Here is a 20,904-nt window from a genome sequence, read left to right on the forward strand (position 1 = left end):
TCCCAGAGAATGGATGTCGTCGAAGGATGCCCTGGGCATCAATATTCGCGGCGTGACGGTACCGCGAACTGTGCTCGGGACGGAGGCTGCTGATGGCGAACTGGTTCGAGAAGCTTGCAGGCGAGGCGATTACCGTTGCCGCGCCGATCGTAGGCAACCTCATTCTGCCCGGGGTGGGCGGAGCGATCGGCGGTGTCGCGGGAAACATCGTGGGGGGACTGCTCGAGGGCAAAATTCACAACATGGGCGATGTTTTCAAAGAGGGAGCGGTAGGTCTGCTCGGGGCGGGCGGTGGTGAAATACTCGGCCTTGGACTGACCAAGCTTATTCTCGCCAAGGGCGGGTCAACTGGATTGAAATTCGCTGACACCCTACCTTGGAATGGATTCAAAAATACATTCAAAAATATTCCGAAGAATGCCAGTGTGGCTTTCAAAGATCAGGGTCTCCAGATGGCCAATAGGCCATATGCTGCCGCGACCCTGCTCGGCGGTGCCGGGGCAGGTGTCGGCGACCAGCTTGTCACGCCCTTTCTTTCCAATGGAAAGAATGCGTCACCCGATGCGGCGAATGGGCATACCGCGATCCCGGTTACTCCGTTGATTGCGAATTCCACCGATATCCCCGCCGGTATGACGACTATGTGGATGCCCGATTCTAACGCACTCAAGTCGTGGCCTCCGCAGTATCAACTGTCGGCGACGTACGTTACCTATTTCCCGCAGGCATACAAGTTCTTCGGGAACGCGTACGCCAGCCTCGGCAAGGGTGCGAAGACCGATCCGCCCAGCACTCCCGGTCCGACGCTCGACCTTTCCGGCACGGACTTTAGTGCCGCGCCGAACATATTCAATAACTACACGAATGTGGCGGGGCAGCTCAATGATGCGGTGACCGCGATGCAGGCGGCGGATACCGCACTGGTGCCACTGGTGCAGAAGGTCGCCGAGGCCGGAGTGATGGGCCAGCAGGCGATCAACAGCATGGTGGACATGATGCACGAGAGCGCGAAATTGTTGCCGCAGGAGGGCATGAGCGAGAACGACTGGGTCGGGCAGTATCTCGCTGCCGCGATGCAGCAGGCGGAGAAAACGCTGGGAAGCATCACTCAGGAGATGACGCTCTTGGCGAGTTCGACCGATCAGCAGGCCGCGACTGACACGAACCTGAAAAAGCAGTTGGGCGATCTGTCGACCAAATTCGATGCGCAGCAGGCCGCGCTGGCCAAGCTGGCTGCCCCGCCCAGCGTCACGAATGCCGGAACTGGCTCTGGTACCGGTGCCGGCACAGGCGCTGGGATAGGAACTGGTGCTGGGACCGGAGCGGCCGCTGGTACCGGTGCGGGCACGGGCTATGACCCTTCGTTGCTCGGCGCTGGGTCGACCGGTACCGGTACCGGTGCGACCGGAGATACCGGCACGGGGACCACCACCGGGACCGCTCCGGGCACGGTCGGCACCGCTCCGGGCGCCGTGACCGATCCAGGCGCCACCAGCGGCACCGGCAACAGCCAATTGGCTGATGCGATCAATGGTTTGGCGAATCAATCCGCTGCCACGCCGGCCGCGCAGAGTTCGGTTCCGGCTTCGGCGTCGTCGCTCGGCTCGGATCCGATGATGGAGAGCGAACTCATGAACAGCCTGCTGGGCCAGCGTGGTACGGGCGATTCGGGTTCCGGCAATGGGAACGGCGGAATAGATCCGGCGCGTTACGCGCAGTACCCGCAATCGGTGCAGCCTGCGCAGGCAGCCCCGGCGGTCGCGCAACCGGCGGCGGCCACTACCGCTCCGGCCGCCGCACAGACCGCGCCGGCGGCGAGTCAGCAAGCCGCGCCGAATTCGTCGGCCAGTTCGTCGCAGCCGACGGTTGCGCCGGGCTCGAATCCCGCTGCTGCCACCGGTGATCAGGTCTTCACCTTTCCCGATGGAAAGTCGCAGAAGGTGTCGGCCGCGGTGTTCAAGGCATTGCGCGCGGCCATCGACAACCACGGTTCCACCAATGCCCAAGCGGCATACGCCGATACGCCGGCCGCCTGGTCGGACAGCAATCAGATCGGCACCGCGATCGATCCGAGTCAGACGATGACGGGAGACGTCGCCAGCTGGGACAGCGGCCGCGTCACCGCCATCGTGCGCAGAATGGGAACGGGTACCGACGGCACACTCGATGTCATTGTGAACGGCAAGGTCGTGCCCCTCGGTGCTGACAGTCAGGGCAATATGGTGCCGCTCGTCTCCGATCAATCCGACACGGCGCCGGCGCCCGGCGCGGCACCCACGCCGGGTACGGCAGGGACATCCGATCCCGCGGCCACACCCGGCGCCACCGATAAGACCGGCAGCGCAGGTGATTTCGTGAACTTCGACGGATTCGCACACCCGAAGGGCATTGAACCCGCCAATTCGGATAACTCGTCCGCCGCCGGATCGAACGGCGCCGATCACTCCCTGGCCGCCGCGCTGCCGGCGCTGGCCGCCCCCACGGCCTGATATGCGGCCGGTACAGGAAGGGAGGCGGAGGCAGCGATGAATGTCGATCCCCACGAACTCGTGGACGTGGCATCGGCGCTCGCCGCGCTCGTGCGGGCGACGCACGGCGCCCTGCCTGCCGCCTGGGTGCAGCCCGCGGGCGCGGATCCCATTACCGCCGAATATGTTCCGCAACTCAACGCGCAGAAGGCGGCGCTGGCGAATCAGGTGATCGGTGCGCTGAACCAGGTCCATCCGATGGCACACCACATCGGATCGTCGGCCGCCGACTACACCACCACCGACAATCTGTCGGGGCGCACTCTGGGGGGCGGCGGCGATCCGGTGACGAATCCGGTTTCGATGATGGAACCGCTTGCGGCACAGCAGGTGCCGATCTCGTCGTTCCCGGTCCCGTCCGGATCGGTCGACCCCCTCACCCTCGCGCGACAACTGCACAGCGGCCCGGGCCCGGGCCCGGCCGCCGAATTCGCGAACGAGCTGCGGACCTACGTCGCCGGATCGCATCGCGCGGCGGTGGACGGCCTCGGTATCGCGTCCGATACCTTGCAGAACTGGACACCGGTGGGCACCGCGGTCGCCACGCAGCTGACCGGCCATCGTTATCAACTCGACGAACTGGGCGCCGGCCTCAGCGATCTTGCCGACGGTATCGACGGCTACAGCAACGCTTTTCGATCCGCCAAGACCCGGCACCCGACCCCGCAGGAACTGATCGCGGCCCGCCGGCATTTGCTGGCCGCGATGCGGTCGAAGAACGCGGCGGCCATCGAGGCGGCGCTGGTGAAGTTCAACGAATTGAACGCGCGGTCGGCGGAGACCTTCTCGCAGTATGTGGCCGAGGTCAATTCCCGCACGACCACCCCGGGGCCGGGTAAGGGCGGCACGACCGGGTCGGGTTCCGGCAACGGCACTACCACCGGTTCAGGTTCCGGTGGCAGCACGACCGGCGGTTCGACGACCGGCGGAACCACTTCTGGCAGTGGAACTTCCAACAGCGGTACCGACCTTATGTCGCAGATGCTTCCGTCCTTGATCAGCGCGATGACCTCGGGCGCGAACAGTCTTTCCGGGACGAACGACAAGAGCACCGACGCAATACCCGACGTCACCGACCCGTATCAGGACGGCGGTTATCCCAGTATTCCGTCGACGGTCAGCGGCGGCGCCCCCGGAGATTCCGGCGTGCCCGGTGCGCCGGCCGCGGACATCAGCGGCGCGGGCCCGGCCGGCGTCGACGTGGGTCAGATGCCGATGGTCACCGGTTCGGCGACGCTGAGCCCCTCGACGAGCCTGTCGCGGGCCTCCTCGATGGTGCCGCTGGAGTCGGCCGGTGCGGGCGCCGCGAGCGCACGCGGCGTCGCCGGTGGCTCGCCGATGATGCCGTATATGCCGATGTCGCCCGGAATGGGAGGCGCCGGCGGTGGTGGTGGCGGCGAACGCAATCGGGTGGTGGCCTGGCATCCCGACCGCCTCATGTATGTCGACAACACCCCGTATACGGAGGCGGTGATCGGCGAGAAGCCGACGATCGCTCCGACCGTGACACCGCCGACACCGGCGATCCCGATTCCGAACTCCTCCGGAGGTTCCTCATGAGTGATATCCACCCAGATGTGCAGGCGGCCTTGGACGCCGCCCGGGATCTGCGGCACCGCATCGCCGATCTGCGCGAGAAGATCGACGGCATCCGCGCACGCAGGCCGTCGCCGAGCGGTGCGGTCGTCCCCGAGGTCGATGCGATGGGGCGGCTGCTGGATCTCTACCTCGCACCCGGCACCGCCGAGCGGTTCGACAGCGCCGAACTGGTGGAGGAGATCATGGCCGCCGTGCGGGAGAGCACCGCGGATGCGGGACGGCAGTACGAGGCCGTCACCAATGCCGAATCCTGGCAGGCCGACTCGGAGGCCGCGGTACCGGGGCTGCCGGCATGACCGAGCCCGGTACCGTGACGGTGGCAGACACCGTGCACTGGCTGCACGACGAGGGTCTGATCCGATTGTCCAGCGTCGCATGGCCGACGATCGAAACGATTCTCGCGTACACCGTGGCGATAGCGACCGGGACGATCACGGCCTATCCGGCCGTCGGCAACGCCACCGGTTCGGACCCGCTGACCGTGGAGGCGGACGATCTGCCGCAACCGGTCGGTACCCCGAAACGCTTGGTCGTGGTGGGGTTGACCATGAGCGATGCCATGCTCGTGCTCGATCTGGCCGCCGTCACCGCGCTCGCCCTCAATGCCGATCGGCCCGAGGTCACCGCGCGCGCCTGGGCGATGCAGCTACTGCTCAACCCCGAGATCACGCTCACCACCAACAGTCCCGAACTGGCGGTCCCGGCGGGACCACGCTGCCGGCACACCTTCATTCCGGGCGGCGGCACCCTTTTCACCGTGGATGACAGCCAGCCTCCGGTCACGACGATCAGCCTCAACCCGGTCATCGAGGGCCCCGATCATCTCGATGTTGCGGCCGACGGGACCGCGGAGCTGTATCTCGGAACCCGCTGCTGGCCGCTGCGGCGTGTGCTCGGTGTCGAGGACCAGGTCTGGTCCGCGCTCGCTACAGAGCTGGAAACGTCAGCCGCACAACCTGATTCGAACCCGGCCGAGACCGCCGGCGCCCACCTCTAGGAGATGTCGATGACAACCGAGCACGATCTGTACGCCGACGACGAGCCGCCTCCGGCTCCGGACTGGAGGACCATGACCTACGAGGTGTTCAATCCGGACCACACCGTCGGTGTCGCCTGCGACCGCGACGGCGAGATGATCGGCCTGCACCTCACCGACGACGCCCGCGACAACGGCGATGCCTGGCTGGCCGCCGAAATCCTCCGGCTGGCCCGGCTCGCGCATTTGAAATCCCGGGTGGGCCTGCGCGTGGAGATGGAGTACAACGGCACCCGCCCGTTCACCGTCGACTCCTTCGACCTGCCCACCGAAGCCGCGTACCGGGCCACCGAGGCGGCCGAACTCGGCACCTCCTCGACCTGACCACAGACGGGATACCACCATGCTGGATATCGACGAGGCCGCCGAGGTACTGGCGGCCGCGAGCTGGTTCACCGGCGCCGCGACGGGCGCGGCCGGCCGGATCGCCGCCACCGTGGACGATCTGGAGCTGCGGGCGCGGCCGGAGTCGCAGCTCGACCGCGATCTGGTCGCCGCCCTGCACTGGGTCAAAACCGCTGTCGCACAGGCGGTGCGGGGCGACGACGGCCAGGCCGATGCGACCTATCTGCTCGCCGTGGCGCGGGTCGACGCGCTGACGGGGACGGACGTCGCCGGCGGAGCGGCCATAGACCGGTACGAATCGGCCTGATACGCAATGGAGCCCGAGTACGGCGGGCAGTACTGGGCGGTCATCGTCGGGGAGCACTGGCCGCGGATCGGTCCCGGCGACTGGTCCGCTTTGGAGTCGGCCGTACGTGACGGCGCTGCCGCGCTCGACCTCACCGGCGTCGAACAGGCGCGGCGCGGATTCGACGATCGAGTGCGCGCGAGCGTCAGCCTGCAGGCGGTCAAGGAGGACATGCTCGCGCAGGGACGCCGCCTGCACGAACTGCAGGCGGTGCTGTCGGCCGCCGGGGACGCCTTCCGTGAATTCGCCGCGGTGGTCGCCCGCACCCGGAATCGGATCCTCGACATCGTCGATGATGCCGTCGCCCGCATCGGGAATGCGCAAGCAGGACAGGACAACAGCGGTGGGGACACCACGCAGGCCGAGATCTTCGGCATCGTCCAGGTAGCAGCGGCGGAGGTCGCCGCGGTGGCCGCCAACGCCCGTGCGGCGATCGGCTTCGAGCAGGTGCCCGGGCTGGTCGCGATCGCCGAACTGCTGGGGCTGCCGTTTCCCTGGCACGGCTGGGGTGGCGGTGCGGGCCCGGCCCGGCAGCCGGCGGGGCAGGGGCACCACGCGCCCGGCGACGGCGGGCACCGTCGGGGATTCGGGCACACGCCCGGGTCGCCCGAATCTCCGCGTCCGGGAACAGGTTCGGCCGCCGGGTGGCCGAATCCGCTTGCCGTAGTGGAGGGTCTGCTGCACGGGGCAGGAGGTGCGGGTCCGCTGGTCGGGGCGCTGCCACCCGATGCACTGCCCGGTGCGGGCCCCGCATCCGGTGCCGCCGCCGCAGGTCTGGCACACGGTGCCGCCGGGCCGGGCCCGGCCTCGAGTGACTCCGGCACCGGCCCCGGATCCGGTGACACCGGCGTCGGTCACGCAACCCGTGCGGACGCGACGAGCGCGAGTGCGGACTCCGAGACGAGTGGATACGGCCCGATCGGCGCGGGGGGCGGGCACGAGGCCGGGGGAAATGGTGGCGCGCCGGTGTATCTGCCGCCACCTGATCGATCTATTGCGCCCGATGGTGGGGACATGCCCGGCGGCCCCGTTCCGGATCCGAGCGGGACACCGGAATCGATTCCGGTGCAGCAGGATTCGCGCGGCACATCGGGCCCGGGCGGACCGGGTGCGGACGCGTCGTCGCCAGAGGGCTCCGAATCGTCCTCGGTGGCCGACGGCTCGGTCCTCGGATCCCGGGAGACCCCTGGGGCGCTGCGTGATTCGTCCAGTGCGGACGTATCCCCTCTTGCGGCAAGGGATTCGGCACCCTCGTTCGCCGATCCGACAACGGCGGCCGGTCTGGGCCCCGCGCCGATATTCCTCGCGCCGCCGATCGATATCGGGTCCGCCGGCTCGTCGGCGTCGATCGCGGCCGGGGGAGCGCAAAGCGCCTCGGCACAGTCGGTTTCGGCAACACCGGGAACCGACGCGCGCGGGGTCGCCCCGATCCAGGCATCCGATTCGCGAGGTGTACCGGGGTCGGCGAGCACCAGCGGCGCCGACGTCACGGCACACGGTCCGTATCCGCCGGGGGCGGTGTCCGCGTCGGGAAAGGCCACCGCCGGTCCGCGCCCCGCCGGTGCGATACCCGGCGCGCATCCGCCCGGAACCGACGGCGCCGCCGCGATGATCCACGATGTCGTCGGCGCGGCCATGGCGGCCGCGGCCGCACCGGGCATCGTCCTGGGTACCGGTGTCGACGGGGATCTGATGCTGGCGCGCACGCTGCTGAGCAATGTGCTTGCGGTAGTGGATGATTCGCCGGTCGCCCCCGCCTGGGCGGTGTCGGTACTGCGGCATTCGGGCGGTGTGAGCGTGTTCCTGACCTCGAACGAAGGGCGCGGCTGGCTGCCCGCGGGGCTGTTCCTGCCGCGCGAGATCTCGCTCCCGTGGGTATGGGAGGCCGCACAGGGGCCGCCTTGGGAGGGCGTCTCGGATCCGGCGCGGGTACTGGTCGAGTTCGGGCTCGTCTGGGGTGCGGGTACCGGAGCGCGGATTTCGGCGGTGGCGTCCTCACAGACCATCGATGCGGGCGTGCGCGGCCAATTGCGCGATGTCGCACTGGCGGAGGCGGTCGGCGCGGATGCGGGTATGAATCTCGCGGCTCCTGGACCGGGTCTGATCGATCGTCTGGAACTGGTGAGTTCACGGCGGTTGCTGGAGCGCGTGGCGGATGTTCCGCAGGAATTGATCGGGCGCAGGTGTGCCGACCTCGCCTGGGACGCGCACGCCCGCACCGCCCGCGTCGCGGGCACCACCGAGACCTTCGGCGCGGTGGGTGCGCGGACGCGAATCATGAAGGCGCTGCGGCAGCACGGCACCGTTTCGCCGGACTGGTGGGAGGAGTTGCGCGACGCGGACGATCTGCTGGCGGCGACCGCCGTACCATTGCGCCTCGATGTGACCGCGGTCCCGCTGGGGCAGTTGCGTTCCGAGTCCCGGACCGCGGTCGGGGAGCCGGCCGCATTGCGCGCGTTGCTGTTTCAACGGCGCTGCAACGAATTGGTGCACCTGCTGGCCGCCGAGCCGACCCGTCAGGTTCTGCGCGATGCGGTGTACGTCCACGGTCAGCTCGCCGACCATCCGGCCATGGCGGGGGCCGCCGCGACGGCGAGTACCCGGCCGCCCACCATCACCGTCGGTCCCTGAGGTCCTCGACAGCGTCAGCACCGGCTTCCCGTCAGTGGGAGGCCGGCGATTTCGTTCCCGGCGAATCGGGTTGGAGATTGGGACGAGGTATTGGTTTCGGCAACCTTCACGACGCGGACGCGACCCCGCGCCGATGTGACGGCCGGGATTCCCTCCCCTGGGAAGGCTCGACAATCATTCGGTATCGGGAGGTTGAAAGGAGAGTGGATCCAGCATGCCGGACAGCATGGATATAGACCCTGCGGTGTTACGACAGCTGGCCAACCAACACGACCAGGTCGCGGTGGATACCCGGAACTGGTCGGAACCACCTCATGAGTGGCTGGGCACCTTTCAGGACAGCTACGGCAAGATCGCCGACCCGGTGTACCAGGCGCTGCAGCGCTACTACGACGCTCGCCAGAAGGCTGGAATCGCGCTCGCACTCGAGCACAACCACACCGCCGAGGCACTCCGGGCTGCGGCGGACAATTACGAGAAGACGGACCACGAGAGTGCCTCCGTCATCAATGGGTCGGTAGACCCTCGGGGCAACGACCGACACGGCGCTCAGGGCCCGGCGACAGCTCCGGGGAATGACGCCGGGGCGCTGGCGAATTCGCAGCCCGGCGCCGGTCCGGTGCAGGCGAACTCGCTCGATTCGCGGCCCGGCGCCGGTCCGGTGCCGCCGGCGCACGGCGCTGTGCCCGACCAGGGTGCCGGTGCTTCTCCCGAGGATTCGGGCTCCGGTGCGCCGAACGGGGCCGTCCCAGCTGCCGCCGGGCGCCCTGCGGATGCAGGTGTTTCGCCGGCGCAGCCGCCCGTGTCCGAAGGCCTCGGTACCTCTCCGATTTCTCAGGTCTCGGGTATCGGCGACGGCGACAGTACGGCCGCGCCGATCGGCGGCGACCGCGCACCGCTCCTGAACGGGTTCGCGGACACCGTGATTCCCGGTGCGGGCATGCCGCCGATGTCTTCCGATCAGTCCGCGGCGACCGCACCGGCCGACGGTACGACCGGTGCGGGCGACGCGGTCCCGCCGCCGATCCTGCTCACACCGTTCGGCGCCGCTGTGGCTGCGGCCAAGCGGCAGGAGGCCGAGCCCGCGCATGTGGTGAACGCCTTCGTCGATGACGATCTGGTGATCGCTCGCACGCTGCTGGGCGCGGTGCTCGCGGCCGTCGACGCACCGGCCATCGGGCTCTCGTGGGCGGTGTCGGTCATGCGCGGTCCGGAGGGGTCGGCCCTGTTCATCACCTCCAACGAGGGCCGCGGCTGGCTACCCGCCGGTCTGTTCCTGCCGCGTGAGGTATCGAGCCCATGGGTATGGGACGAATTGCTCGGAGCGGAGGGCGGATCGCCGTGGGAGGGCGTCTCCGATCCGGCACGGGTACTCGCGGAATTCGGGCTCGCCTGGGGTCCCAAGGCCGGCGCCGGTCTCTCGGCACTGGTGAGTTCCGGGCCGATCGACTCGAGCCTGCGCGCACGGTTCACCGAGGTCGCCATGGAGGGACTTGTCGGTCCCGCCTACGATGTCGACCTGCGTACCCCTACCGACGACACTGCCGACCGGCTCGGCTTGCTCGGCTCGGCCTCGACCGCGGAAATGGTTGCGGCTGTGCCGGACTCGGCGGTGCAGGCACGTACGGTGAAGCTGGCGGCACAGGCGCACGCACAGCTCGTCCGTTCCCAGGCGACCCCACCGGAATCGGCCGAGGTCCGAGTTTTGCGCGACCGGGTGCTGGCCGCGGTGCAGGCCGGTCAGCCGGTCAGCCGCCAGCAGTGGGACGAATTGCGCGAGGCCGATGAGCTGCTCGCAGCCGCCATGCTCTCGCGCCGGGTGGACGTGGGCCGGGTGGACCTCGGCGCATTGCGCATCGACGAGGAGGGATCGTTACTGCGCGCCATGGTTTTCGAACGCCGCTGCGATGAATTGGTACTGCTCCTGGCACAGGAACCGTCTCGGCAGGGGCTGCGCGATGCGGCGTACGCCTTCGAGCAGATCATGAATCATCCACGGTTCGTGGAGGTCCCGGCCGCGGTGGCGGTGCCGGAGACGGAACGCGTTTCGCATCCGGCGGTGTCCGGCATCTCGGTGGTGTCTCCCACGCTTGCCGCCGGTCCGCCGACCGGCGCCTCCGTGAGCGCGCCCGAGTCCGTGCCGGTCGTGGAGCAGGTCGGCGGCTGAATCGTGATGAATTGGATTCTGGTGCAGGTGATCCGGGTGCCCTCCGCGTCATTGTCGGCTGAAGACCGGGAGCATTGATGTCGGGGCAGGGTAGCCCCTCTGCCTCCGCCTCCGGCTCGCCGGAGGACCTTCTGCACGAGTGGGCGCTGGCGACCGGTCCGGTCGCTCCGCCGGTGCGGCCGGGCGTGAGCTCGGCACAGGCGTTGTTGCAGGCGGCGAAGTCGCAGCCCACAGCAGCGCCGACGACGACAGAATCGTGGTTGCAGAAGCAGTTACTGGATGCCGCGGCCCAGCAGACGAAGGCCGATGCCGCTGCTGCCGCCGCGAAGTCGGCCGCGGACGCGAAGGCGAAGCTCTACGCCGACGCATTGGAGGGAGCTACCCATGGCCGGGTAGAGGCCATCCTCAATTCTCCTGCGGCGAAAGCCGTCGCCGCGGGCAAAACGGCGCCCACGACCGATCTGGGCAACACCCTCAATGTGGGCGATTATCTCGGTCCCGGCCAGCGGCTGACCAATGGGAAGTACACGCTCGCGCTACAGAACGGCGATCTCGTCCTGACCGATGGGAACGGGAGCACGCTGTGGGATTCGAATACCACCGACGCCACGGGCAAGGCGCTGTGGGCGACATTCGATTCTGATGGATCGATCGATATCCGGACGGGCTCACTCACTGCGGCTCAGGCGAAATGGTCGACTCTGGCAGGTCTGGCCAATGCCGCGAAGCTGGTACTCAACAGTGACGGCAGCCTCGTCGTGGTCGGCAAGGACGGCACAACCCATGTGATATCGCCGGCCGACAAGGTCAAGTATTTCTACCGGGTTACGCTTCCTCCCCCGCTCGGTGTATCACCAGGGTCGCCCTTGGCCCTGTACCTCGGCGATATGCAGCAGTTCCTACAGGATGTCGTCGATAGTATGGGCGTCGGAAAGACTTCCCAGGTCCCGAATCTCAGCAATCTGATCGCTGCGCACGGGCTCGCGGACAGTCGTGACAGGTCCGCGATGATCAACGATTACAACGGGAAGACCAGCCAGCTCGGATCGCTCCATCAAGATTTGCTCGACAAGCACGTCGTGGTCGGTGCATTGGTCGCCGATATAGGGAAAGCGACGGCCTCTGCGCTCCACAATATCGAGAATATGATCGATGATCTCAAGGCGACTCTGGCGGCGCCGTCGAATGCCAAAGGTGCGCCTTCATCGGCGAAGAACCCGGCAGTCGACATAACCCGCGCCAAGGACGGAAGCATCACCAGTGCGAATATGAATAAACAGATGGTGGATTTTCTCTACGGCGCAATCGCGGATTGCGTCGACAAGGTCGAGAAACAGGTTGCGTCAGTTTCGGGTACAGCAGCGAATCACGGGGCGGGAGTCGACAAGCATGCGCCCGCCACCTATGACGATGGTTACCAGAGCGGTTATGCGGCTGGTCAAAAGCACGCCCAAACGGCGGCAGCGGGCGGCGGTGGATCCGGTGCCGTGGGCGGATCCGGCGCTGGGGTCGGGGCCGCGGGCGCGGGTCTCACCGGGGCGGCCGGGTCCGGTAGCACGGATTACAGCGGCCTCTACAGCGACTTGCTGGGGAACGGGAGTTCGGCAACTGGCGTCGGAGGTGGAAGCACGGGCGCTGCGGACGGAAGTACGGGGACCACGCTGGGGGACACAACGGGTGGGACGACGGCGGGTGGCACGTCGAGTTCCGGCGGGACGAGTTCGAGTACATCCGCCGCGATCGATGCGGCGATCAGCCGGCTGGAGAATTCGGCATCTGCGTCGGGCGGCGGTGCATCGACCGCCGGCACCGGATCCGGAAGTAGCGGAAGCAGTTCCGATCCCATGCAGATGATGGAAATGATGCAGATGATCGAAGCCATGAAGTCCTCGACGACGGGTGGCAACGGCTCGGGCGGCTCTGATAACTCCGGCGATTCCACGGACCCCCGGCGAAACCAGTATCCGCAGCAAGGCCAGCCCGGGCAGCAGGTGCCCGCTCCGGCGGCCACCACCCCTGCCGCGCCCGCCACCAACCCGCCCGCGGTCACCGCGAGTCCCGCCGGTACCCCGCCGTCCACTGCGGCCAAGTCGATGGTCGATATGAAGCTGCCGGACGGCTCGACCCAGCAGGTTTCCTCGGTGGTCGCGCAGGCGGTGAACAAGGAGTTCAACAACCCGAACGGCAGCGACGCACGGGCGGCATACGACGGAACACCGGGTGCGGCGACAGCGGGCAGCCCCTGGTCGGAGGTGGGCCGGAGTCTGCTGCCCAGCGGGGATTCCGTGCCGGATCTGCGCACCGGCGACGTGATGCAGTGGACGAATCACTCCGCGCTGGTCGTGGTGGAGAGCGGGCATACGTACCTGGTCATGAACGGGCATATGGTGGAGTTCGATCCGAATCATCCGGAAAAGTTGCCCGATACCGGTCGCGGACCCTACAGCGACGTCCACTTCTTCCACCCCGGCGGCGCCGACCTGGACGCGACGGCCCAGAACGGCGTGACCGCGGCCGATCCGCAGAACATCACACCACCCGCGGTGACGGTCCCGGCTTCGGCGTGAACGCCTCTCGCATAAGGCAATCCGGTTCGCGCGACCAGCGATCGAGGGGGTGCGAGGCCCTTGCGCACGTCATGCCGGTCGGCTGCCTGGGTATCAGAAGATACTGAGTCGACTTGTGGTGCTGGAGCTTTCGCCGGTCAACCCCGGTTCTCAGGTCGCTGCGGCCTGGGCGCCTTGCGGATCGCCCGCTGGATTCCCGGCCGGGATCGGTGCGCCCTGTTGCGGTGCGCCCTGCTGCTTCTGCGGCGCGGTCGTCTGCTGCCCGGTAACAGTATCGGCCGCACTGGGATTCGTTCCCTGCTGGTCTCCCTGTCCCTGACCCTGGTCTTGCTTATCGTGCTTGTCGTTCTTGTCGTTCGACTTCAGCAGTTCCGGCAGGATCGCCGAGATCAGGGGGATCGCCATCATCGGAAGCATTTCAAGTATCGATCCGAGCCCGCCGGAACCTCCACCGCTGGAACCGGAGCTGCCCCCACTCGCGATTCCCGCGCCAGCGGTGCCGCCTGTGGCAGGCGCGGTGTTGCCGGCGTCGGTGGCGGTGGTGCCGCCGGCAGGGGTGCCGCCCGTGGGATTCGAGCTGCCGGCGGGGTCGGAACCAGCGGAACCGCCGGAGCTTCCAGACGAACCGCCGGCCATCCGCGCATTGTCCGCGGCCACCGTCGTGACCTTGGCGTACACCTGCTCCACCGCTGCGGCCACCTCCTGCATCAGGACGGTCTCCTTCGCGGAGGTCAATTTTCCGGTGCCGAGAGCATGCAGCTGCACATTCAGGTGGGTGACGACATGCTGAATCGACGTGAGCGTCGAATCTTTGCCCGACTGCATGACATCGGAGACCCGCAGCACCCGGCCATCAAGGGCCAGCAGCGCGCGCTGCCGCGATTCGACCGCGGTCAGCGCCTGCTGATAATCGGTGGTGGTCGTTCCTTCGCCGAGATATCCGAAGACGACAGTGGTCATGAGATCGTCGACAGCCGGTGGCGGTCGGGTCGTGCCCCGCCCCAGGAGATCGACCGCGGTCTGCACAGCGGTCTGCGCCAGGTCGATGAAATGCTTTGCCGCCACCGAAGCTCCTGGCGGGCAATGTAATTGGACGGTCCAGTAGTGGCCGCTGCCTTTGCCGGACGGTGCGCGCTGTGATTGGAGCACCGCCGACCGGCCAGCCGCCACATCTGTCGTCATCCGCCGCACCGCCTCCCTATGTCGGTCCCATTGTCCGTTGTTCCCGTCGCTGGGAAAGCTCAGCACGGGCTACGCCGGTACCTGTGCGCCATCAGTTGCACGGAAGTCATCGGCGCGCACGCATTTCGACGGCGATATCGTCCACGTCGATCCCCTGGCGCTTCAAACGGTCAATGAGCTGGAATGTGTATCTGCGTGGCGGTCTGTAGTGCCCGCTGTTGTCACTGATCAGAGTGATTCTTCCCTCGGCGACAGTCAACTCGCCTGCAGCGGCGACGGGATCGCCCGCGAGGAAGCTGGAGTGTTTCAATGTCGCTCCATGCTCGTTCGAGGCATAGATTCGTCCGCGGCGGTCCATAACGAAAATCGCCCTGCCTTCACCACCCCAGTGGCTCACCGCGGTTGCTGTATCGAACGGCACCCCCCGCGCGTCGTACAGACGACCTTCACGAACTGTCAGGGCAAACTGCTGCCGTTCGATGGGGCCGTAGTATCGAACGCCCGGTTGCCATCCCCTGGAAAGATATTCCGTGCCCGCGTTCTTCATTTCTGTTGTGTCGTATGTCTTGCTGATTCTCAGCGTTGGCGTATCAGGCGCTGCCGAGGTGCCACGGAGACGAACCGTGGGGGTGTCCAGTCCGGTTGTCGATTCGCCGCTCTGGGGAAGATCCAGTTCACGGACAGTAGTAGGGACGTGCGCACTCCGGGGATTGCCCGAGCGATTCCGATGCAGCCGAGAAGGCGCAGCGGTGTCGGTGGCCGAGATCATTTCCGCGCTGTCGGCGGCTCGGTGCTCTTCCACGCTGCCGATCAGGCCCCGGCTGCCGGCCTCACCCCGATACAGTTCGTCGGCGGCCGACACGACGACGCCGTCCACGCTGGTTCTGAGGGATTGAACCACGCCCTGGAACAATTTCGCGATCTTGCTTGTCAAATGCTTTCCAATGGCTGCCCGTACCGCCTACATTCTCGAGTGTCCCCAGTGCTGGGAGGTGCGCTGTTGGATGTCTGCTGCATAGTCGTTCAAGCCCAATTTTTGGGAATGCCCGGGAGATTCAGCGGGCGGAATGGCGGGCGCTCCGAGGCTGCGAAGCGGTGGGGGAGTGGGAGAGCGGTGGAGCCTATGTCGCCGGTATTGACGGATAATCTGCACGGCGTGCTGAAGTCGCTATTGGGTCTGTACGGGGCCGGACAGCCCGGTGCCGCGCAGGTGGCGCAGTTGGGGGCATCGGTCGATGATGCCATTGCCCATGCCGGAGCCGCGGTGAACGCTTACCGTGATTCTCGCGGTATGCAGGCGGCGGTCGCCGCATCGCACGAGAACAGGGACGGCGTGGTTGTCAAAACTGTTGCCGCGTCAGGGGATACGAGCGCGGCCGGGCGGCTTCGGCTCACCGGCCAGATCGCCGATTTCGAGTCCCGGGTGCGAGCGATCGCGACCATCGGTGACACCCGGTTCAGTGGACCGGCGCTACTGGACGCCTACCAGAACACTATCGCCAAGGCGACCACGCAGATCGGTACCGATGTCGCGGCGGTTCGGCAGCAGGCGGCCCGCATCATGCCCGTCGCGGAGCCCCGGCTCACCACCCGCCGTTCCGCCGCGCCGATACGCACCCGGCGCACCCGGCGCACCCGGCGCCGAAACTTCGTACCCACAGATGGCACCGCGGGAAGCAACGCCGTGCGGGCGGCCGGCGCCTATCTCGGCACGCCGTACGTCTGGGGCGGCGGCGGTTCCGGCGGTCCGAGCGGCGGCGGATTCGACTGCTCGGGTTTGACGCAGTACGCGGTCGCGCAGGCCAGCGGCGGTCAGGTGCATCTGCCGCGCAGCACCTATGAGCAGATCTACAGCGGGGAGCGCGTGCCGGCGAGCGAGGTGCGGGCGGGCGATCTCGTCTTCCCGGCGAGTTCGTTCAGTTCCCGTGGGCCCGAACATGTCCAACTCGCCGCCGGCAATGGCATGGTCATCGAGGCGCCGCACAGCGGAGCCACCGTGCAGTGGTCACGGATGCCGGCCGATGCTGTCGTCGTCCGGGTGCTCTGAACCGGAGAGCCGCGCATGGCCATCGAGATACCGCACGACGTCGCGATGTTCCTCAATTTCGTGGGCGTCCCGTACCCGGATATCAATGAAGACCATGTGCGCGAATTGGCCCAGCACGTCCGGAGTTTCGCGTCGAATGTGCAGGGTACGCACGCGTCGGCGACCGGTGCGATCAACGATATGAACTCGGTCTACTCCGGATACTCGTACGAACAGCTGGTCGCGGCTTGGAGCCGGATGAGCGCCGGTCACCTGACCGATCTGGATGAGGCGTGCAAAGTTGTCGCCGCCGCGCTCGATATCGCGGCGCAGGTGATCACCGGGGTGAAGATCGCGGTGCTCACGGAACTGACGCTCATGGCCGCCTCCTACGTGACGGCCATGGCGGCGACCGTGGTGACCTCGGGAATGTCGGCGGTGGTTGCGCAGACGATCGCGGCGGCGGCGCGCAAGGTCGTGCAGGCCATGGAACAGATGGTGATCTCGTACATCCTGTCCGAGGTCATCATGAAGGCGATCGAACCGCTCGAGCACGTCGTCGAGCGGATGGTGAGCGGGGCCCTGCACGGTGCCGCCGCCTACGTCCTGGGTGTGACACCCAGCAGTTCCGCGGTCATGCCGCTGCATATCGAACCCGACGAGGTCCTGCGCTACGCCGGCATGCTCGACAAGTACGCCGACGATATGATCGACCACGCAACGGTTTTCGCCGACAATGTGGCGAACCTGAGCTTCCTCACCTCGGACGGCGGACCCCCGGCGGAGATCACCGATTCGACCCGGCCCGGGGTCACTCCGGATCCGATCGGGCCCGCAGTCCCTCCCGGCTCAACCCAGCTCGCGATCAGCCCCGGCGCCATGGCTCCCGGCGATCGTGGTTCCGGCGGCCCGGCGGCCGCTCCGCAGGCGCGTCAGATCGCCGCGCCTCCGGTTGGCGCGGGTACGAACCCGAGCTGGATACAGAACAGTTCGTCCTCCAATAGTGCAGTGCTGCAGCATGAGTCGGTGAAATCCGGGAGCGCGGCAGCACCTTCGACGGCTAACTCCGTCGCGCATGCCGGTGCAGACGCGAAGGCCGGCGGCCCCCCGGTGGCATCGCACCCTGATGCTGCGGCGACTCGGCCCGCCGCGGGCGTAGCGCCGCCGCGCGCTGCCAGTGCGGGCGGAGGTGTGGGTTCGACCATCGGCGCAAGTGCGGGCACCGGCGCGGAGCCGGGGCGAGGCGGGCCGCACACCCCGGTGCACGCCGCGAGTCCCGTTGCGTCCGAGCCGGAATCCCCTGCGTCGCCTCCGGATCGCGCGGTTGCGAGCGGCCCGCCGACTGCCGCAGCCGGCGGTGCCCCGATCCACGATATTCGAGATGATGTCGGGCACAACGATAGTCCAGGTCTGGATGGTACGGGCGATACCACCCGTGGTGATTCGCCCGCGACGGCGGTGCCGGATATCGGATTCGGCGCACGACCCGACCTCGGCGGTTCCGCATCCGGTCCCGGCCCTGGCGGACCGATCGCCGGTGATGACGCTGTGCCCTCGCCGGGGTCGGCATCCCCTGCGCCGCAGGGAAATCCGGCGGTGTCCACACAGCGTACGGGTGCGCAGCCGCCGGCGGCGCAGTCTGCGGCGCGCGGTCGCACCCCGGTCCGTGCGGCCACCCCGTGGAAGAAGCGCACCCGTCCTTCGGATCGTCCGGCTGTCGCCCCTGCCGCAGGGGAGGGCCGAGAACGCCGCCAGACCTCCTCACCATGGTCGGCCCCCGTAGACCGGCCTGCCGCTCCGCCGGCCGTCTTCGCGCCGAAGGCCGCGCGGCCCGGCCCGCGCTCGACCGACGAACGAGCCGTCGATCCGGACCGGCCAGGTGTCTCCGCCGTCACGCCGGTCGAGGTCCCACCGGATATTCGTCCCCACCCTGCCGCCGGCGATGACGACCAATGAATTATATTCTCTCCCATACGTTCCCAGGAATGGCGGGGGTCTGTACGCAGGCGTTCGCTACCGTCGTCCCATGCGGTTCACAGCGACATCGCCATGGGCTACTGAATGCGGAATATCGTTGGTGCCCGCCCGGAATCAGCACCATCCGCGCGCATCCGCGCGCCAGACCGCATGAGCAGTCTCGCCGATTTGGCGAAAGCTGTCGGCGCGCGGCTCGCCCGAGTTCTGAAGGGCGGGGTGGAACGCCCCTCCGGGGTCGCGGGGAGCATGTCGGAAACCGTTGGCAAGGATGTCGTCCGGTCGGCGGTGGAGCAGGACGCGAATGCTGCTGCGGGACTGCACCTCCCGGATGATCCCGCGCCCGCGCCCGCTCCGGTCCATGTCGCGCCCGCTCCGGTCCACGCCGCGACGGCCGACCCTCCGGTTGCAGTGGATCTCGGCAAGCCGGACGTAGCTCGGGCGGCAGATGCGACTACCGCCGAGCTGCCGCCGATTCCGCATGCCGCCACCGGTGCGTCCGAGTCGGCCGCACCGGTTCGGCTGGACCTGCAGGACCCGCGCTACACCGCTCTGCTGGGCGATGGCGATGTCTACCGGAAGAAGGGCTCGACCGTGGTTCGTGCACGGCAGGCACAGGGAGGCGAACGGGTTCGGACCGTCCTCGCGGACGGCCATGTAGAAGTCGGCAAGCCTGTCGTGGCCCGCCCCGGCCAGATGATCCTCACGGGGGCCAAAGGTGAGCAGTGGGTCTTCAATGCCAGCAGGCCGGTAGAGGAGGGCCTTGCCGCCTTTGCCGCAGAGTACGAACCTACGGGGACGCCCGGCGCCTATCGGTCCACTGGGGAGGCAAAAGTTCGAGCTATTCGGAACCCTACCGGTGGAGATATTGTCATCGCCCCACCATGGGATCCGAATGGAGAGCAATTCGGGAAAGCGGATTGTTGGATCGTGGCGAAGCTCGTGCGGGGGCAAATGGGCCCTGACCGCTACATCGTCGGCTCCGAAGAATTCGGAACCTACGAACCGGACATCGACGAGCCTGCCGCAGGCGCGGGTCCTCCGGTGGACCTACCCTGACGTGCTTCCCACCGCGGGGAAGTCGTTGCGGCACTTCGTGCCGAGCGCACGGGCCATACTCGATCACGCCGGAGAGTGCTCATCACACGGAACAATGGGACGCGAGTTGCGAGGTGAATCATGACCGATCCGATCTCCTTGCCGCATCCGGCGGACGCACCGGTGCTGGATCCCTATGTGGATCATGTGCAGGCGGTGCTGAACGGGCTGACGAAGGGGCTCGGTGACGGGACGGCGACGACGATCACGGTCACAGCGCTGGATCGTATGGCGCCGGACAACCTGAAAAGCAGTGAGCTGCAGACTCAGTACGGCGTCACCAAGACCAAAGCCGACGCATACGGCGCAGATCTGGATACGCTGGATACCAAAATCGCTTACTTCGCCGGGCAATCGGCGGAGGTGGCGAATACCGTGAAATCCGAGGTTTCAGGTCTCGTCGATACGATCACGGCGATTCTGATCGGTGTGCCGGCCGAGCCGCCGATTCAGCAGCAGTTGGGTGCGATCAGCGCGATCGGCAAAGCCGTCGAGAAAGCAAGGAAGACGGTGGCCGCCGCCTCCAGTGCCCTGGCTGATCAAGCCGGTGACCTGGGCGGCGGATCAGGTGCGAACGGTAGCCCCGCGATGCCCGCCAGTTACGCCGCACCGGCCAGTTCCGTCTCGCCCGCCACCGGTAACGGCGGCTCTCCCGGTGCGGTCGGGCCCAGTGGATTCAACTACGGTCCGACCACCAAGTCGGCTACCGGTGGTGAGCAGGTATCGCCACAGGATCTTTATCGATACCTGGTCGGCACCCATCATTTCACGCCCGCTCAGGCGGCGGGAATCATCGGCAATATGCAGGTCGAATCGAGTTTGAATACCGGCTCGCTGAACGCGAGGGAGGGTGCGATCGGCTTATGCCAGTGGGAGGGTGGAAGGCGGACGGAGCTGGAGGCCTTCGCGGGCAATAAGCTCATGGACTGGCATACTCAGGTTGATTTCATGGTGCAGGAATTGCACGGCAGCCACGCGGACGCCTTTGCGCGGATGCAGTCCGCGCAGACCACCGCTGCGGTGGCAGCCGCCTTCGATAAGTACTACGAACAGAGTGCCGGTACCTCGCGCGGCCAGCGCATCGCCGATGCGACCAGTATCGCCCAGGCGATGTCCGCGCTGTCCGTGTAAGAGAATTGGCCGGCGGCCGTTGCGTCGATAGGCAGGGTTCGCGCATTCGCGGGGTTCGATGTGCGGCCGGTGGGGCGTCCAGTCCACCGGCCGCGTCGGCTGCCGGGAAAGGGTGGTCCTTCGGCAGCCGGATTTTCGTGGGGCGCCGGCGAACCGGATCACGGGGATATGCCGTCGCACCCTGGGGAAGGCTCGAGGATGAGGGGTCGCGAGCCTGCCCGTCAAAAATATATCACTGTTTGTCGGTACGATCAATAACGTGCCGCTATCTGAG

Annotated in this window: 15 protein-coding genes; 13 read left to right on the plus strand and 2 right to left on the minus strand. The window is 67.2% G+C overall.

Annotation, left to right across the window (positions count from 1 at the left end; genetic code table 11):
• Positions 1 to 92 precede the first annotated feature (92 nt).
• The 9 genes from OG716_RS06070 to OG716_RS06110 all read left to right on the plus strand — a co-directional run bounded on the left by OG716_RS06070 (position 93) and on the right by OG716_RS06110 (position 13,219).
• Positions 93 to 2,489, plus strand: a complete 2,397-nt coding sequence (locus OG716_RS06070; protein WP_405136709.1) for a hypothetical protein — start codon at positions 93 to 95, stop codon at positions 2,487 to 2,489.
• Positions 2,490 to 2,525: 36 nt separating this feature from the next.
• Positions 2,526 to 4,088, plus strand: a complete 1,563-nt coding sequence (locus OG716_RS06075) for a PPE domain-containing protein (protein WP_405136710.1) — start codon at positions 2,526 to 2,528, stop codon at positions 4,086 to 4,088.
• Positions 4,085 to 4,423 carry a hypothetical protein gene (locus OG716_RS06080; protein ID WP_405136711.1) on the plus strand — a complete coding sequence of 113 codons (339 nt, stop codon included), beginning with the start codon at positions 4,085 to 4,087 and terminating at the stop codon, positions 4,421 to 4,423. The genes OG716_RS06075 and OG716_RS06080 overlap by 4 nt, the downstream gene beginning before the upstream one ends.
• Entirely contained in the window at positions 4,420 to 5,124 is a 705-nt protein-coding gene (locus tag OG716_RS06085) for a hypothetical protein (protein WP_405136712.1), read from the plus strand. Before OG716_RS06080 ends, OG716_RS06085 begins: the two co-directional genes overlap by 4 nt.
• A gap of 9 nt (positions 5,125 to 5,133) precedes the next feature.
• The gene (locus OG716_RS06090) at positions 5,134 to 5,487 is read left to right on the plus strand and encodes a hypothetical protein (protein WP_405136713.1); all 354 of its coding nucleotides are present in this window, start codon (positions 5,134 to 5,136) and stop codon (positions 5,485 to 5,487) included.
• 19 nt (positions 5,488 to 5,506) lie between these two features.
• On the plus strand, positions 5,507 to 5,815 hold the full coding sequence (locus OG716_RS06095; RefSeq protein ID WP_405136714.1) for a hypothetical protein: 309 nt from the start codon (positions 5,507 to 5,509) through the stop codon (positions 5,813 to 5,815).
• Between the two features lie 6 nt (positions 5,816 to 5,821).
• Positions 5,822 to 8,485 carry a hypothetical protein gene (locus tag OG716_RS06100; RefSeq protein WP_405136715.1) on the plus strand — a complete coding sequence of 888 codons (2,664 nt, stop codon included), beginning with the start codon at positions 5,822 to 5,824 and terminating at the stop codon, positions 8,483 to 8,485.
• A gap of 214 nt (positions 8,486 to 8,699) precedes the next feature.
• Positions 8,700 to 10,652: a type VII secretion target gene (locus OG716_RS06105; protein ID WP_405136716.1), complete on the plus strand. Its 1,953-nt coding sequence runs from the start codon at positions 8,700 to 8,702 to the stop codon at positions 10,650 to 10,652.
• Positions 10,653 to 10,729: 77 nt separating this feature from the next.
• Positions 10,730 to 13,219 (plus strand): hypothetical protein, encoded by a 2,490-nt coding sequence (locus OG716_RS06110; RefSeq protein WP_405136717.1) that lies wholly within the window; start codon positions 10,730 to 10,732, stop codon positions 13,217 to 13,219.
• 150 nt (positions 13,220 to 13,369) lie between these two features.
• On the opposite strand, the gene OG716_RS06115 is transcribed toward OG716_RS06110, so the two are convergent.
• Both OG716_RS06115 and OG716_RS06120 read right to left on the minus strand, forming a co-directional pair.
• Positions 13,370 to 14,284, minus strand: coding sequence for a hypothetical protein (locus tag OG716_RS06115; RefSeq protein ID WP_405136718.1), 915 nt, complete (start codon positions 14,282 to 14,284; stop codon positions 13,370 to 13,372).
• A 223-nt stretch (positions 14,285 to 14,507) separates the two neighbouring features.
• Positions 14,508 to 15,335 (minus strand): hypothetical protein, encoded by an 828-nt coding sequence (locus tag OG716_RS06120; protein ID WP_405136719.1) that lies wholly within the window; start codon positions 15,333 to 15,335, stop codon positions 14,508 to 14,510.
• Between the two features lie 222 nt (positions 15,336 to 15,557).
• Here OG716_RS06120 and OG716_RS06125 point away from each other — a divergent pair, with 222 nt between their 5' ends.
• The 4 genes from OG716_RS06125 (at position 15,558) to OG716_RS06140 (ending at position 20,630) form a co-directional block, all read left to right on the plus strand.
• Positions 15,558 to 16,448: a C40 family peptidase gene (locus OG716_RS06125; protein ID WP_405136720.1), complete on the plus strand. Its 891-nt coding sequence runs from the start codon at positions 15,558 to 15,560 to the stop codon at positions 16,446 to 16,448.
• A 15-nt stretch (positions 16,449 to 16,463) separates the two neighbouring features.
• Positions 16,464 to 18,383 (plus strand): hypothetical protein, encoded by a 1,920-nt coding sequence (locus tag OG716_RS06130; protein ID WP_405136721.1) that lies wholly within the window; start codon positions 16,464 to 16,466, stop codon positions 18,381 to 18,383.
• Positions 18,384 to 18,554: 171 nt separating this feature from the next.
• Complete coding sequence (locus OG716_RS06135; protein ID WP_405136722.1) at positions 18,555 to 19,460, plus strand: hypothetical protein; 906 nt, start codon at positions 18,555 to 18,557, stop codon at positions 19,458 to 19,460.
• Between the two features lie 120 nt (positions 19,461 to 19,580).
• The gene (locus tag OG716_RS06140; protein WP_405136723.1) at positions 19,581 to 20,630 is read left to right on the plus strand and encodes a phage tail tip lysozyme; all 1,050 of its coding nucleotides are present in this window, start codon (positions 19,581 to 19,583) and stop codon (positions 20,628 to 20,630) included.
• The last annotated feature ends 274 nt before the right edge of the window (positions 20,631 to 20,904 follow it).

Origin of the sequence: Nocardia sp. NBC_01388, assembly GCF_045040085.1 — a bacterium.
Classification (GTDB): Bacteria; Actinomycetota; Actinomycetes; order Mycobacteriales; family Mycobacteriaceae; genus Nocardia.

Coding starts and splice junctions, on each gene's coding strand:
- OG716_RS06070 (WP_405136709.1), top strand. CDS start 93: ATGGCGAACTGGTTCGAGAAGCTTGCAGGCGAGGCGATTACCGTTGCC.
- OG716_RS06075 (WP_405136710.1), top strand. CDS start 2,526: ATGAATGTCGATCCCCACGAACTCGTGGACGTGGCATCGGCGCTCGCC.
- OG716_RS06080 (WP_405136711.1), top strand. CDS start 4,085: ATGAGTGATATCCACCCAGATGTGCAGGCGGCCTTGGACGCCGCCCGG.
- OG716_RS06085 (WP_405136712.1), top strand. CDS start 4,420: ATGACCGAGCCCGGTACCGTGACGGTGGCAGACACCGTGCACTGGCTG.
- OG716_RS06090 (WP_405136713.1), top strand. CDS start 5,134: ATGACAACCGAGCACGATCTGTACGCCGACGACGAGCCGCCTCCGGCT.
- OG716_RS06095 (WP_405136714.1), top strand. CDS start 5,507: ATGCTGGATATCGACGAGGCCGCCGAGGTACTGGCGGCCGCGAGCTGG.
- OG716_RS06100 (WP_405136715.1), top strand. CDS start 5,822: ATGGAGCCCGAGTACGGCGGGCAGTACTGGGCGGTCATCGTCGGGGAG.
- OG716_RS06105 (WP_405136716.1), top strand. CDS start 8,700: ATGCCGGACAGCATGGATATAGACCCTGCGGTGTTACGACAGCTGGCC.
- OG716_RS06110 (WP_405136717.1), top strand. CDS start 10,730: ATGTCGGGGCAGGGTAGCCCCTCTGCCTCCGCCTCCGGCTCGCCGGAG.
- OG716_RS06130 (WP_405136721.1), top strand. CDS start 16,464: ATGGCCATCGAGATACCGCACGACGTCGCGATGTTCCTCAATTTCGTG.
- OG716_RS06135 (WP_405136722.1), top strand. CDS start 18,555: ATGAGCAGTCTCGCCGATTTGGCGAAAGCTGTCGGCGCGCGGCTCGCC.
- OG716_RS06140 (WP_405136723.1), top strand. CDS start 19,581: ATGACCGATCCGATCTCCTTGCCGCATCCGGCGGACGCACCGGTGCTG.